Here is a 13,046-nt window from a genome sequence, read left to right as displayed (position 1 = left end):
TCGTAGTGGTCGTATTGGTCGCGACCCGGACGTGACCTGCTTTTGTTTCGATGAGCCTCGATGAACAGGCTGAGAAGGGTTCGTGACGCCTCGCTCGGCACGCAGCTCTTCGCGCTCCAGATGGTGATCGTGCTGCTGGCCGCCGGCGGCACGGCCGCCGTGTGGGCGGAGCACACCCGCGACCAGCTCGACTCGCTGCACCAGCAGCGGGCGCTGGCGATCGCCCAGTCGGTGGCCGCGCTGCCGCAGGTACGCGAGGCGTTCAAGCTGGAGCACCCGGAGAGCGTGCTGCAGCCGCTGGCGCTGAGCGTCCAGGCCGAGACCGGCGCCGACTACGTGGTCATCGCCAACACCGAGCAGCGGCGTTACGCCCACCCCAACGCCTCGCTGATCGGCGAGAAGCTGTCCACCGACGGCAGCACGGTCCTGCGTACCGGCCGGAGCTGGGTCGGCATCGAGACCGGCACGATCGGCACCACGCTCAGGGGCAAGACGCCCATCAGAGACGAATACGGCGAGGTCATCGGCCTGGTCTCCGTCGGCGTGCTGGCGACCACCGTCACCGGCCAGCTCTTCGACGCCCTGCCGCCGCTCATCTGGACCGCGCTCGCGGTGCTGCTCGCGGGGCTGGCGCTGGCGGCGTTCATCACGGCGCGGGTGCGCAGGCAGACGTTCGGGCTGGAGCCGCGGGAGATCGCCGCGCTGCTGGAGCAGCGCGAGGGCGTGCTGCACGGAGTGAAGGAGGGCCTGATCGCCTTCGACATGGAGGGCAGGGTCACGCTCGTCAACGACGCCGCCCGCGAGCTGCTCGGCGACGTCGGCGAGGACCTCGCCACGATGCCGGTCTCCGAGCGCATGCGCGACGTGCTCGGCGGCGCCGACCCGGGCGAGGACCGCATCGTGCTGCACGGAGAACGGGTGCTGGTGCTCAACCGCACCCCCGTCTGGGTACGCGGCCGCCAGCTCGGCTGGGTGGTCACCCTGCGCGACCGTACCGAGCTGGTCCGCCTGGCCCGTGAGCTGGACGACACCAGCAGCGCCACGGAGGCGCTGCGGGCGCAGGCGCACGAGTTCGCCAACCGCATGCACACCGTGGTCGGCCTGCTCGAACTCGGCGAGCACGAGGCCGCGATCGGCTTCATCACCCGCACCACCCACGACACCAACGCCACCGACCTGCGCGAACGCGTCCAGGATCCGACGCTGGCCGCGCTGCTCATGGCCAAGTCGGCCGAGGCGGCCGAGCGCGGGGCCAGGCTGGTGCTCTCCGACGACTCCTCGGTGCCCGAGGGCGCGCTCGGCGACCCGCGCGATGCGGTGCTGGTGGTCGGCAACCTCGTCGCCAACGCCATCGACGCGCTCGACGGCGCGGAGGGCACGATCGAGGTGTCGGTACGCGCCGACGCCGACGGGCTGCACGTACGGGTCGGCGACTCCGGCCCCGGCATCGCACCCGAGCTGGTGGAGGAGGTCTTCAGGGAGGGTTTCACCACCAAGGCCGCGCATTCGGGGCCGCGCGGGCTGGGGCTCGCGCTCACCCGGCAGGCGTGCCTGCGCAGGGGCGGCTGGGTGCGCGTACGCAACGACGGCGGCGCCGTCTTCACCGCACTGCTCCCCGCGAGGGCCGCCACATGACCGCGACCGAGGGCCGCAACGACGCCGCGATCCGGGTGCTGGTCGTGGACGACGACTTCATGGTGGCCCGCATCCACAGCGGCTACGTGGCGAGGGTGCCCGGCTTCGAGGTCGTCTCGGTCGCGCACACCGGCGCCGAGGCGCTCGCCGCCGTGGCCGAGCTGCGGCCCGATCTGGTGCTGCTCGACATCTATCTGCCCGACATGTCGGGCCTGGAGGTGCTCAAGGCGCTGCACGACGTGGACGTCCTCATGATCAGCGCCGCCCGTGACGTGCCCACCGTCAGGGAGGCCATGCGCGGCGGGGCGGTCAACTACCTCATCAAGCCGTTCACCGCCGCCGCGCTCACCGAACGCCTGCGCCAGTACGCCGACACCCGCGAGCGCCTGACCGCCATCGGCCCCGAGGCGCGCCAGGACGACGTGGACCGGCTCTTCGGAGTCCTGCCGTCCGCCGCTCCCATGCCCAAGGGGCTGTCGGCGGCCACCTGTGCGCTGGTCGCAGACACGCTGCGGGAGGCCGGGCGCGACCTGTCCGCGGCCGAGGCCGCCGAGCTCACGGGCCTGTCGCGGGTGAGCGCCCGCCGCTATCTGGAGTACCTGTGCGCGGTCGGCCAGGCCGAGCTGAGGCCCCGTTACGGGACCGCCGGACGGCCCGAACATCGCTACCGGTGGCTAGGTTGACACACTTCCGTAGCCATTTCCCGTGACATATGCCGATCTGCGTGCCTTACTGTTGCCTGAGACTTGGCTGCGGACCGGGAGGAGATTGAGGCGTGCGAAACGCCGGACCGATCGAATCACCGACCGACCCGTTCGCCTCGGTGCCTCTACCCACGTCGAAGGTCTCCAGGAAGCCGCGGATCGAAGGGCTGCCCCCCGGGGTCTCCCGGGACATCTTCGGCCCGCCGGACCGTCAGGAGACCCGACCGGCCCAAGGCCCGAGCGCCGCGGGCGGCACGGCGGGCAAGGGCGGGGCGCTGCCACCGGCCGCTCCGCCCGCGCAACCCTGGCCCATGGCCTCCGAGAAGGAGCCCGCGCAACCCGCGCCCGTCTTCGGGACGCCGGAACGCCCGTCGTCCTTCGAAGAGCCCGAGCCGCCACGGCGCCGTCGGCTGCTGCCCGCGATCGTCTCGCTGGTCGTGATCCTGGCCGCGCTCGCGTACGTGGTGCCTGCCGTGCTCATGTCCGGCTCCGTGCTGCGCGGCACCCGGGTGGCCGGGGTGGACATCGGCGGCCTGACGGTGACCAAGGCCGCCGACAAGCTGCGTACCGAGCTGGCCACCAAGCTCAGCAAGCCCGTCATCGCGGACATCGGCGGCAAGAAGGAGACGATCCAGGCCGACGAGGCCGGGCTCGAACTCGACGTCGTCGGCACCATCGGGCAGGCGCCCAGCGGGTTCCCCACCCCTGAGGAGGTCTGGCGGGGGCTCACCGGCACCACCGAGCTCACCCCCAAGATCACCCTCGACGCCGCCCAGCTCGCCAGGACCGTCGAAGGGCTCGCCGGCACCGTCGACAAGCCCGCCCGCGAGGGCCGCATCGTCTTCAACGGGCTCCAGCCGCGCGCCCGCATGCCCGAGAACGGCGTGCTGCTCGACCGCGACGACGCCATCCGCAGGATCAGCAAGGCCTTCCTCAACGGCGGCGGCAACGTCGTGCTCACCCTCAGGCCCGCCAAGCCCGCCACCACCCCGGGGGCCGTCGAAGAGGCGCTGACCAAGGCCAGGGCCGCCGTCTCCGCGCCGCTGACGCTCACCCTCGGGCCCAAGCAGGTGCAGATCCCGCCGGCCATGATCGCGGCGAACCTCACGTACCAGGTGGACGGCGAAGGGCGGCTCGTGCCGCGGTTCAACGCCAAGGCCGTGCTGCGGCAGGTCGAGAACAACCTGGTGGACGAGGCGCAGCAGCCCAGGGACGCGACGTACGAGATCGTCAACGGCAAGCCCGTCCTCGTGCCCTCGCGGCCCGGACGCGGCGTCAACGACAAGCTGCTCGCCAGGGACGCCGAGAAGGTGTTCGACCAGGGCGGCAGCCGGGTCATCCCGGTACGCCTCGGCACCGTCGCCCCCACCGTCGAGACCTCCCGCATCCAGGGGCTCGGCATCAAGGAGATCGCGGCCTCGTTCACCACGACCTTCGACTGCTGCCAGCCGCGCGTCACCAACATCAAGCGCATGGCCGAGAAGCTCGACGGTTACGTGGTGCGGCCCGGCGAGACGTTCTCGCTCAACGAGGCGCTCGGCGAGCGGACCGTCGAGGAGGGGTACGTCCAGGCCGGTCAGGTCGTCGGCGGGCGCACGGTCAACGTCGTCGGCGGCGGTGGCGGGCAGTTCGCGACCACGCTGTACAACGCGGCGTACTTCGCCGGGTTCGAGGACGTCGAGCACCAGCCCATGGACTACTACTCCGCCCGCTACCCCGCCGGGCGCGACGCGACGCTCCTCTGGCCGGACCCCGACCTCAAGTGGCGCAACGACTCGGAGAACGGCGTGCTCATCAAGACCGCCTCCACCCCGACGTCGGTCACCGTCACGCTGTGGGGGGTCAAGCGGTACGACAAAATCGAGGCGGTGGAGTCGGAGCGGCGGGACTTCACCCCGTTCCGGCGCGAGGTCAGCACCGCGCCCGACTGCGTACCGACGACGGGGGAGCAGGGCTTCACCATCGACGTGACCCGCGTCTTCCACAAGGACGGCAAGGTGGTCAAGAAGGACAAGAAGGTCACCACCAAGTACCGCCCCCGCCCCCAAACGGTCTGCACCGGCCGCTGACGCGCGGACGGAGGAATCTCAGCCAGGGCCCTCCGTTCCGCCGGAAGGGCCTCAGCCGCCGCCCCTTCTCCCCACCGGAAAGGACCTCCGCCGATCACCCCGAAGTCACGCGTTCGACGAACGCCCCGAGCGGGAAGGACGGGCCGGGTTCCCACAGGGAGGGTGCGGTCAGGACGGGGTGACGGTGAGGAGGCGGTCGTCGCCGGGACGGGGGGAGCCGCGGCCGTCCTTGTTGCTGGTCCCCACCCACAGCGACCCGTCGGGGGCGGTGGCCACGGCGCGCAGGCGGCCGTAGCGGTCGGTGAAGTGGGCGACCGGCGACCCGGCGGATCCATCGGCGCCCAGCGGGATCTGCCAGAGCCGCTCGCCGCGCAGCGCGCCGACCCACAGGGAACCGCCGGCGTACGCCATCCCGGACGGCGACGCCTCCGACGTGGGCCAGGTGAGGATGGGGTTGACGTAGCGGGGATCGTCGCCGCGTCCCTCGACCTCGGGCCACCCGTAGTTGCCCCCTGGCTTGATCAGGTTCACCTCGTCGTAGGTGTTGGCGCCGAACTCGGAGGCGTACAGGCGCCCGGACGGGTCCCAGGCGAGGCCCTGGACGTTGCGGTGGCCGTAGCTGTAGACGAGGGTGCCGAACGGGTTGCCGGGCGCGGGCGCGCCGTCCGCGGTCATGCGCAGGATCTTGCCGCCGAGGGAGTCGCGCTGCTGGGCGAGGTCCTGGTCGCCGGTCTCGCCGGTGGTGGCGTACAGGAAGCCGTCGGGGCCGAAGGCGAGCCGGCCGCCGTTGTGGATGCCGCCCTTGGGGATGTCGCGGACGAGCAGCCGCTCGTCGGTGAGCGCGTCGCCGGCGAGGCGGTAGCGCACGATGCGGTTGTCGTTCTCGGCGGTGTAGTAGAGGAAGACCTGCTGGTCCTTGACGGCGACGCCCATGAGGCCGCCTTCGCCGTCGGGCCGCGCCTCCCTGATGGTGGCCAGCTCGGTGACCTGGCCCGCGGGGGTGACGCGCAGCAGCCGGGCGGTGTCGCGTTCGGTGACGAGCGCGTCGCCGCCGGGCAGGAACGCGATCCCCCACGGCACGGAAAGCCCGGTCGCGACGTCCTTCGGCTCGCCCGGGGCGGCATCGGCTTGCACGGCCGCGGTGGGCTTGACCGCGCCGCCGCTCGCCGAGCACGCTGTGAGAGCCGGGCACGCCGTCAGAACGGCCAGCAGCATGATCGTCCAGAGCCTCCTCATGTGTTCCATCCTGCCCCCGCAGTCGTAAGGTTCTCGGCATGAAGACCTGGGTTCCGTCCGAATCGGTGGCAGCTGCACTTTCCGACCTTCCCGGCATCGAATGTGCCGTCTACAACAGCACGACTCCGATGCCCGAGGGGGTGGAGGAGGTCGAGGTCTGGGTTCCGCCGCTGGTCACGGTGCCCGACGTGCCGGGGACGCTGGCCAGGATGACCTCGTTGCGGCTGGTGCAGACGGTGACGGCCGGTGTGGAGCCGTACCGTCCGCACATGCCGGAGGGCGCGGTGCTGTGCAACGCGCGCGGCGTGCACGACGCGGGCACCGCCGAGTGGGCGGTGGGCGCGATGATCGCGGTGCTCAGGGAGTTCCCCGGTTTCGTGGACGCGCAGCGCAGGGGCGAGTGGACCTACCACCACACCGACGTGCTGGCCGACTCGCGCGTGCTGATCGTCGGTTACGGCTCGATCGGGTCGGCGCTCGAGCGCCGGCTGGAGGGGTTCGAGGTGGAGGTCGTCCGGGTGGCGAGGAGGGCGCGCGACGGCGTGCACGCCATGGACGAGCTGCCCGCCCTGCTGCCGGACGCCGACGTGGTGGTGCTGCTGGTGCCGGCCACCCCCGACACCGCCGGCATGGTGGACGCCGCGTTCCTCGCGCGCATGAAGGACGGAGCCGTGCTGGTCAACGCGGCCAGGGGCACGATCGTCGACACCGACGCCCTGGTCGCCGAGCTGAAGACGGGCAGGCTGCGCGCGGCGCTCGACGTGACCGCGCCGGAGCCGCTGCCGGAGGGCCACCCCCTCTGGAGCGCGCCCAACGTGCTGATCACGCCGCACATCGCGGGCAGCACCCCCGCGTCCGAACGGCGGACGCTGCGTCTCATCCGGGCCCAGCTGGAGCGTTACCTCGCCGGTGAAGAGCTGGTCAACGTCATAACCGACGCGTACTGAGAGGATTCCGGAACGTGGCTGGTCCGTGACCTCAGCTGCGTACGGTTACCTTTGCCAGGAGTTCCTGACTCACTGTCAAGGATCTCTTGGCAGCGGCAATTGGTCTGTCTGGTTATCAGATCGGTGACGACATCGGCGTTGTCACCACCCGCGCACCTACGACCGCACACACTGGCAGAGGTGATCGTCCGGGCTTCGGCGGTCGCGGGTGCAGAGTTCGAGACGGGATGGGCAACGACTTGATCCGCTGGCGTGATCCACGGGTGCCGCCGGCCGCCGCGGCGGTGGCAGGCGCGGTGGCGTTCGCCACCGTCCTGCTGGCGCAGGCCCCTGCCACGATCACCGGTGCGGTCGCCGGCGGGCTCGCGGCACTGATCGCCGCGGCCTCCCTGCTGATCGCCTCGGTACGACATGCCGCGACGCACCGCCCCTCGGCGGCGAGCGCCCGCTGGATGGGCGGCGGCGCGGTCATCTGGGCCGCCGGGGTGACCCTGCGGCCGTTCGCCGACGGGTTCGTGGTCAACTTCGCGGACATGTTCGTCCTGCTCGGCACCGTGGTCACGGCCGGCGGCGCGCTGATCGCCGCCGACCGCAGGTTCCCGGCCAGGACGGCTTTACGGCAGCTCACGGACGCCTACCTGTGCGCCGTGTCCCTCCTGCTCATCGGGTGGGTGACGGCGCTGCGGCATGTCTACGCGGAGGCCGCGGACCCGGTCGGGTTCACGCTGGCCATGCTGCCGCCGATGATCGCGCTGCTGGTGACGTGCGCCGTGATCCCCTCGGTGGTCACCAGCAAGGCGCAGTCGTGGCTGCTCGGCCTCGCGGGGCTGGGCGTGCTGGTCACCATGACGGTGGCCGCGGTGGGCTCCGCCGTGGGACGGCTGCTGGAGGGCGAGCCGCAGCTGTGGAGCGTCATGCTCGCGCCGGTCGCGTTCCTGATGCTGGCCGCGGTGCCATGGGGACCGAAGGGCCGGGCGGCGGGCCGTCCCGCCGTGGGCCACGCGGTGGGCCTCGCGCCGCTGGTGCTGGTCGCGGTGGCGGTCTGTTCGATGGCGGCCCATCAGATGGGCAGCCATCCCGACCCGCCCAACGCGGGCGTCGCGGCGCTCAGCGCCTCGGTCGTGCTGCTCCTGCTGGTGCGCCTGTTCGTCGCCTCGGCCACCAACCTGCGCCTGCGCGGCCAGGTCAAGCTGGGCCGCCGCCAGCTCATGGACCTGGCGGAGAGCACCGGCGACGTGGTGTTCACCTGCGACTACCAGGGCGTCGTACGGGAGATCGGCGCCGGCGTCGAGGCGACGTACGGCTACAAGCCCGCCGACGTCGTGGGCGGCTCGATCTTCGACTACATCCACCCGGAGGACGTGCCGGGCATCCAGGTCGCCATGCGCGCCCTGACGCTCGACGACGAGGCGGCGGCCACGCCGGGCGCCTGCCTGATCGCCTGCCGGGTACGCGCGGCCGACGGCACCTGGCGGCCCACCGAGTCGGTGGCCACCCGCCAGGTCGGCGGCGACGAGCTGATGCTGGTCACCACGCGCGACGTGAGCGACGAGGAGGCCCTGCGCAACCAGGTGGCCCACCTGACCTTCCACGACGGCGTGACGGGGCTGCCGAACCGCGCCTACTTCGAGGAGCGCACCAGGGAGGTGCTGTCGGGCCGCACGTCGGGCAACGTCGCGGTGATCTTCCTTGACCTCGACGGCTTCACCTCCGTCAACGACTCGGTGGGGCACGCCAGCGGCGACTACCTGCTCGGGCAGGCGGCACGCAGGCTGCGCAGCGCCGTACGCGCCGACGACACGCTGGCCCGCTGGGGCGGCGACGAGTTCGCGGTGCTGGTGGAGACCGGCGGCGAGGCGCAGGTGGCGGTCGATCTGGCCGAGCGGCTGGTACGCGCGGTCTCGCAGGAGCCGTTCCGGGTGGCCGACCGCGACGTGGCGCTGACGGCGAGCGTCGGGGTGGCCTTCACCGAGGAGGGCATGCCCGCCGGCGACCTCATGCGCAACGCCGACGTCGCCATGGCGCGCTCCAAAGAGCTGGGCGGACGCCGGGTCGAGGTGTTCGCCGCGCAGATGCACGCCGACGTGGTGCGCCGCCTGGAGCTGGCGGCCGACCTGCAGCGGGCGCTGATCGAGCAGCAGTTCGCCATCGAGTACCAGCCGGTGGTGGACCTCGCGACGTCGCGGGTGACCGCGGTGGAGGCGCTGGTGCGGTGGTGGCGCGGCTCGGTGTTCGTGCCGCCCGAGCAGTTCCTGGGCCCGGCCGAGGACACCGGGCTGATCGTGCCGCTGAGCGAGTGGATTCTGCGCGAGTCGTGCAGGGAGGTGGCGGCCTGGCGGGCCTCGTCGTGGGACATCGGGCTGTCGCTGAACCTGTCGGCGCGGCAGATCATGGCGCCCAGGTTCGTCGAGACGGTCGAGGAGGCGCTGCGCGAGAGCGGCCTTCCCGCCTCGTCGCTCACGCTCGAAGTGATCGAGGAGATGCTGGTCGAGGACGCCGAGGAGACGATCAAGCGGCTGTCGGAGCTGCGCTCGCTCGGCGTGCGGCTGGCCATCGACGACTTCGGCACCGGCTACGCCTCGCTGGCCTTCCTGCGCCAGCTCCCCGTGGACATGATCAAGATCGACCCGTCGTTCGTGTCGGGGCTCGGCAAGGACGACACGCTGACCCTGCTCACCCGCACGATCGTGCAGCTCGGGCACGACCTCGGGCTTATCGTGGTGGCCGAGGGGATCGAGCGTCCCGAGCAGCTCGAACTGCTCAAGCAGATGGGCTGCACGAGGGGGCAGGGCTTCCTGGTGGCGCGGCCGATGGCGGCGCGCGGCGTCGACTCGCTCATGCGGACGAGTCTCACTGTTTGAGACATGTGTCCACCAAGTTGACACCGGGGCGTTCGGAGCGGCTATCGTGTAGGCCATGCTCCGCAGTGAGATTCTCGTAGTACTTCGCCGGCGCGCAGGCCGATAGCGAAGCACTACGACCTGCGCGCCGCCCCAGACCCACCATTCGGTGGGAAGGGGCATTTTTTATGTCCTTAAGCGAGTAGCCACGCAAGGAACGAGCCGATGACCGAACGGATGACAGGTGCACAGGCCCTGGTCAGGGCACTGGAGCACGTCGGAGTCGACATAGTGTTCGGGATCCCGGGCGGTGCCATTCTCCCGGCCTACGATCCCCTCTACGACTCGACCAAGGTCCGGCACGTGCTCGTACGCCACGAGCAGGGTGCGGGTCACGCGGCCGAGGGCTACGCGCAGGCCACCGGCAAGGTCGGGGTGTGCATGGCGACCAGCGGCCCAGGTGCCACGAATTTGGTGACACCGCTGGCCGACGCGTTCATGGACTCGGTGCCGATCGTGGCGATCACGGGACAGGTGGCCTCGCCCATGATCGGCACCGATGCTTTTCAGGAAGCCGACATCTCCGGCATCACCATGCCGATCACGAAGCACAACTTCCTGATCACCGAGGCCGGTGACATCGCGCGCACGATCGCGGAGGCGTTCCACATCGCCTCCACGGGACGCCCCGGCCCTGTGCTGGTGGACATCTCGAAGGACGCGCTGCAGGCGGAGACCACGTTCAGCTGGCCGCCCGTCATGCAGCTCCCCGGCTACCGCCCGGTCACCAAGCCCCACAGCAAGCAGATCCGCGAGGCGGCCAAGCTCATCGCCGAGTCCCACCGGCCCGTCCTGTACGTCGGCGGCGGCGTCCACAAGGCCCGCGCGTCGGAGGAGCTGCGGGAGCTCGCCGAGCTGACGAACATCCCGGTCGTCACCACCCTGATGGCCCGCGGCACGTTCCCCGACAGCCACCCGCAGCACATGGGCATGCCCGGCATGCACGGCAGCGTCTCGGCGGTCGGCGCGCTGCAGAAGTCCGACCTGATCATCGGCCTGGGCGTGCGCTTCGACGACCGGGTGACCGGCGACCTGTCGACGTTCGCCCCCCACGCCAAGGTCGTGCACGCCGACATCGACCCGGCGGAGATCTCCAAGAACCGCCACGCCGACGTGCCGATCGTGGGCGACGCCAAGGAGGTCATCAGCGACCTCGTCGCGGCGATCAAGGCGTCCGGCCAGAAGGGCGACTACACCGAGTGGTGGAAGCTCCTCAACGGCTACAAGGAGACCTACCCTCTCGGCTACGAGCCGTTCGAGGACGGCTCGCTGGCCCCGCAGTACGTGATGGAGCGGCTGAGCGCCATCGTCGGCCCCGACACCTACTACGTCTCGGGCGTCGGCCAGCACCAGATGTGGGCCTCGCAGTTCATCGACTACGAAAAGCCGGGCACGTTCATCAACTCCGGCGGCCTCGGCACGATGGGCTTCGCCGTCCCGGCCGCGATGGGCGCCAAGATGGGGCGGCCCGACGCCACCGTGTGGGCGATCGACGGCGACGGCTGCTTCCAGATGACCAACCAGGAGCTGGCCACCTGCGCGCTCGAAGGCGTGCCGATCAAGATCGCGGTCATCAACAACGGTAATCTCGGCATGGTCCGCCAGTGGCAGACCCTGTTCTACGACGAGCGTTACTCCAACACCGACCTGCAGACGGTCCGGCGGATCCCGGACTTCGTCAAGCTGGCCGAGGCCTATGGCTGTGTGGGCCTACGATGCGAGCGTCCGGAAGACGTGGACGCCGTGATCAAGAAGGCCATGGAGATCAACGATGTGCCCGTCGTGGTCGACTTCGTCGTCCACCAGGACGCCATGGTCTGGCCCATGGTGGCCGCGGGCACGAGCAACGACGACATCAAGATCGCCCGTGACATGGCGCCGAAGTGGGAGAACGAGGATGACTAGGAGCGGACCCGGCGCGACGACGCAGCGCCCGCGCGGCGCACGAAGGAGGGTGAGCGAGCGATGAGCCGTCACACGCTGTCGGTGCTGGTCGAGAACCGGCCCGGTGTCCTCGCCCGCGTCTCGGCGCTGTTCAGCCGGAGGGGGTTCAACATCGACTCCCTCGCCGTCGGGCCCACCGAGCACGACGACATCTCCCGCATCACGATCGTGGTGAACGTCGAGGAGCTGCCGCTTGAGCAGGTCACGAAGCAGCTCAACAAGCTGGTGAACGTGCTCAAGATCGTCGAGCTGGACCCCGCGCAGTCGGTGCAGCGCGAGCTGATGCTGATCAAGGTCAAGGCCGACGCGGAGAGCCGCTCCCACGTGCTGGAGCTCGTGCAGCTCTTCCGGGCCCGCTGCGTCGACGTGGCGGCCGACGCGGTGACCATCGAGGTCACCGGCACTCCCGACAAGCTTGAGGCGTTCGTCAGGGTCCTCGAGCCGTTCGGGATCAAAGAACTCGTCCAATCGGGCATGGTGGCCATCGGCCGCGGTGCCCGCTCCATCACCGACCGGTCCCTCAGGGCACTGGACCGTACCGCCTGAAAGGTTTTTAGCAAGTGACCGAGATCTACTACGACGACCAGGCCGACCTCTCGATCATCCAGGGACGTCACGTGGCCGTGCTGGGGTACGGCAGCCAGGGCCACGCCCACGCGCTCTCCCTGCGTGACTCGGGTGTCGATGTGCGCGTCGGGCTGCCCGAGGGCTCCAAGAGCCGGGAGAAGGCGGAGAACGACGGCCTGCGGGTGCTCACCCCGTCCGAGGCCGTCGAGGAGGCCAACCTCGTGATGATCCTCGCGCCGGACCACGTCCAGCGCGACCTGTACAACCAGCACGTCGCCCCGAACCTGGTGGAGGGTGACGCGCTCTTCTTCGGCCACGGTCTCAACATCCGCTACGGCCTCATCGAGGCGCCGGAGGGCGTCGACGTCTGCATGGTGGCCCCCAAGGGCCCCGGTCACCTCGTGCGCCGCCAGTTCGAGGCCGGCCGCGGCGTTCCGGTGCTCGTGGCCGTCGAGAAGGACGCCTCGGGCAAGGCGCTCGACCTCGCGCTGTCGTACGCCAAGGGCATCGGCGGCACCCGCGCCGGCGCGCTGCGCACCACGTTCAAGGAGGAGACCGAGACCGATCTGTTCGGCGAGCAGGCCGTGCTGTGCGGCGGCGTCTCCGAGCTGATCAAGGCCGGTTTCGACACGCTCATCGAGGCGGGCTACCAGCCCGAGGTCGCCTACTTCGAGTGCCTGCACGAGATGAAGCTGATCGTCGACCTCATGTACGAGGGCGGCATCTCCAAGATGTACTGGTCGGTCTCCGACACCGCCGAGTACGGCGGCTACACCCGCGGCCCGCGCGTGATCAACGACCAGACCCGCGAGGAGATGCGCCGCATCCTGGGCGAGATCCAGGACGGCAGCTTCGCCCGCCAGCTCGTCAGCGAGTTCGACAGCGGCCAGAAGGAGTTCAAGCGCTACCGCGAGGAGCTCGCCGAGGACGCGATCGAGAAGACGGGCGCCAAGCTGCGCCCGATGATGAGCTGGCTCAAGGGCTGAGAAGGGGCGGCCGGCGCGGGGTGGCTGACGCCTGAGCCTCGCCGGCCTCACCAAGCGC

At 70.5% G+C, this 13,046-nt stretch carries 8 protein-coding genes and 1 pseudogene; 8 read left to right on the top strand and 1 reads right to left on the bottom strand.

All coding sequences use genetic code 11. The features are described 5' to 3' along the window. Positions 1-60 precede the first annotated feature (60 nt). The 3 genes from AB0K67_RS15205 (at position 61) to AB0K67_RS15195 (ending at position 4,408) form a co-directional block, all read left to right on the top strand. Positions 61-1,635, top strand: coding sequence for a sensor histidine kinase (locus AB0K67_RS15205; protein WP_364059057.1), 1,575 nt, complete (start codon positions 61-63; stop codon positions 1,633-1,635). Further along, positions 1,632-2,318 carry a response regulator gene (locus AB0K67_RS15200; RefSeq protein ID WP_364059054.1) on the top strand — a complete coding sequence of 229 codons (687 nt, stop codon included), beginning with the start codon at positions 1,632-1,634 and terminating at the stop codon, positions 2,316-2,318. The genes AB0K67_RS15205 and AB0K67_RS15200 overlap by 4 nt, the downstream gene beginning before the upstream one ends. A gap of 92 nt (positions 2,319-2,410) precedes the next feature. After that, positions 2,411-4,408, top strand: a complete 1,998-nt coding sequence (locus AB0K67_RS15195; RefSeq protein WP_364059051.1) for a VanW family protein — start codon at positions 2,411-2,413, stop codon at positions 4,406-4,408. Positions 4,409-4,576: 168 nt separating this feature from the next. Here the strand turns inward: AB0K67_RS15195 and AB0K67_RS15190 are convergent, their stop codons facing one another. Then, positions 4,577-5,644 (bottom strand): PQQ-dependent sugar dehydrogenase, encoded by a 1,068-nt coding sequence (locus tag AB0K67_RS15190; RefSeq protein WP_364059048.1) that lies wholly within the window; start codon positions 5,642-5,644, stop codon positions 4,577-4,579. 65 nt (positions 5,645-5,709) lie between these two features. Here AB0K67_RS15190 and AB0K67_RS15185 point away from each other — a divergent pair, with 65 nt between their 5' ends. The 5 genes and pseudogenes from AB0K67_RS15185 (at position 5,710) to ilvC (ending at position 12,988) form a co-directional block, all read left to right on the top strand. Further along, the gene (locus AB0K67_RS15185) at positions 5,710-6,591 is read left to right on the top strand and encodes a 2-hydroxyacid dehydrogenase (RefSeq protein WP_364059045.1); all 882 of its coding nucleotides are present in this window, start codon (positions 5,710-5,712) and stop codon (positions 6,589-6,591) included. Positions 6,592-6,818: 227 nt separating this feature from the next. Continuing rightward, complete coding sequence (locus AB0K67_RS15180; protein ID WP_364059042.1) at positions 6,819-9,452, top strand: GGDEF domain-containing protein; 2,634 nt, start codon at positions 6,819-6,821, stop codon at positions 9,450-9,452. Between the two features lie 198 nt (positions 9,453-9,650). Further along, positions 9,651-11,396, top strand: a pseudogene (locus AB0K67_RS15175) (acetolactate synthase large subunit); the annotation flags it as partial. Between the two features lie 60 nt (positions 11,397-11,456). After that, positions 11,457-11,981 (top strand): acetolactate synthase small subunit, encoded by a 525-nt coding sequence (gene ilvN, locus AB0K67_RS15170; protein WP_364059039.1) that lies wholly within the window; start codon positions 11,457-11,459, stop codon positions 11,979-11,981. 23 nt (positions 11,982-12,004) lie between these two features. Further along, positions 12,005-12,988, top strand: coding sequence for a ketol-acid reductoisomerase (gene ilvC, locus AB0K67_RS15165; protein ID WP_364059576.1), 984 nt, complete (start codon positions 12,005-12,007; stop codon positions 12,986-12,988). Positions 12,989-13,046 lie beyond the last annotated feature (58 nt).

It is taken from the genome of Nonomuraea sp. NPDC052634, from assembly GCF_040678535.1.
GTDB classification, from domain to species: Bacteria; Actinomycetota; Actinomycetes; order Streptosporangiales; family Streptosporangiaceae; genus Nonomuraea; species Nonomuraea fastidiosa.
Note: the sequence above shows the minus strand (reverse complement) of the source record. Positions and strands in the feature narration are given on the sequence as shown.

Bases quoted from the DNA above. Each gene is read 5' to 3' on its own strand.
- AB0K67_RS15205 (WP_364059057.1), top strand. From the start codon at position 61: ATGAACAGGCTGAGAAGGGTTCGTGACGCCTCGCTCGGCACGCAGCTC.
- AB0K67_RS15200 (WP_364059054.1), top strand. From the start codon at position 1,632: ATGACCGCGACCGAGGGCCGCAACGACGCCGCGATCCGGGTGCTGGTC.
- AB0K67_RS15190 (WP_364059048.1), bottom strand. From the start codon at position 5,644: ATGAGGAGGCTCTGGACGATCATGCTGCTGGCCGTTCTGACGGCGTGC.
- AB0K67_RS15180 (WP_364059042.1), top strand. From the start codon at position 6,819: ATGGGCAACGACTTGATCCGCTGGCGTGATCCACGGGTGCCGCCGGCC.
- ilvN (WP_364059039.1), top strand. From the start codon at position 11,457: ATGAGCCGTCACACGCTGTCGGTGCTGGTCGAGAACCGGCCCGGTGTC.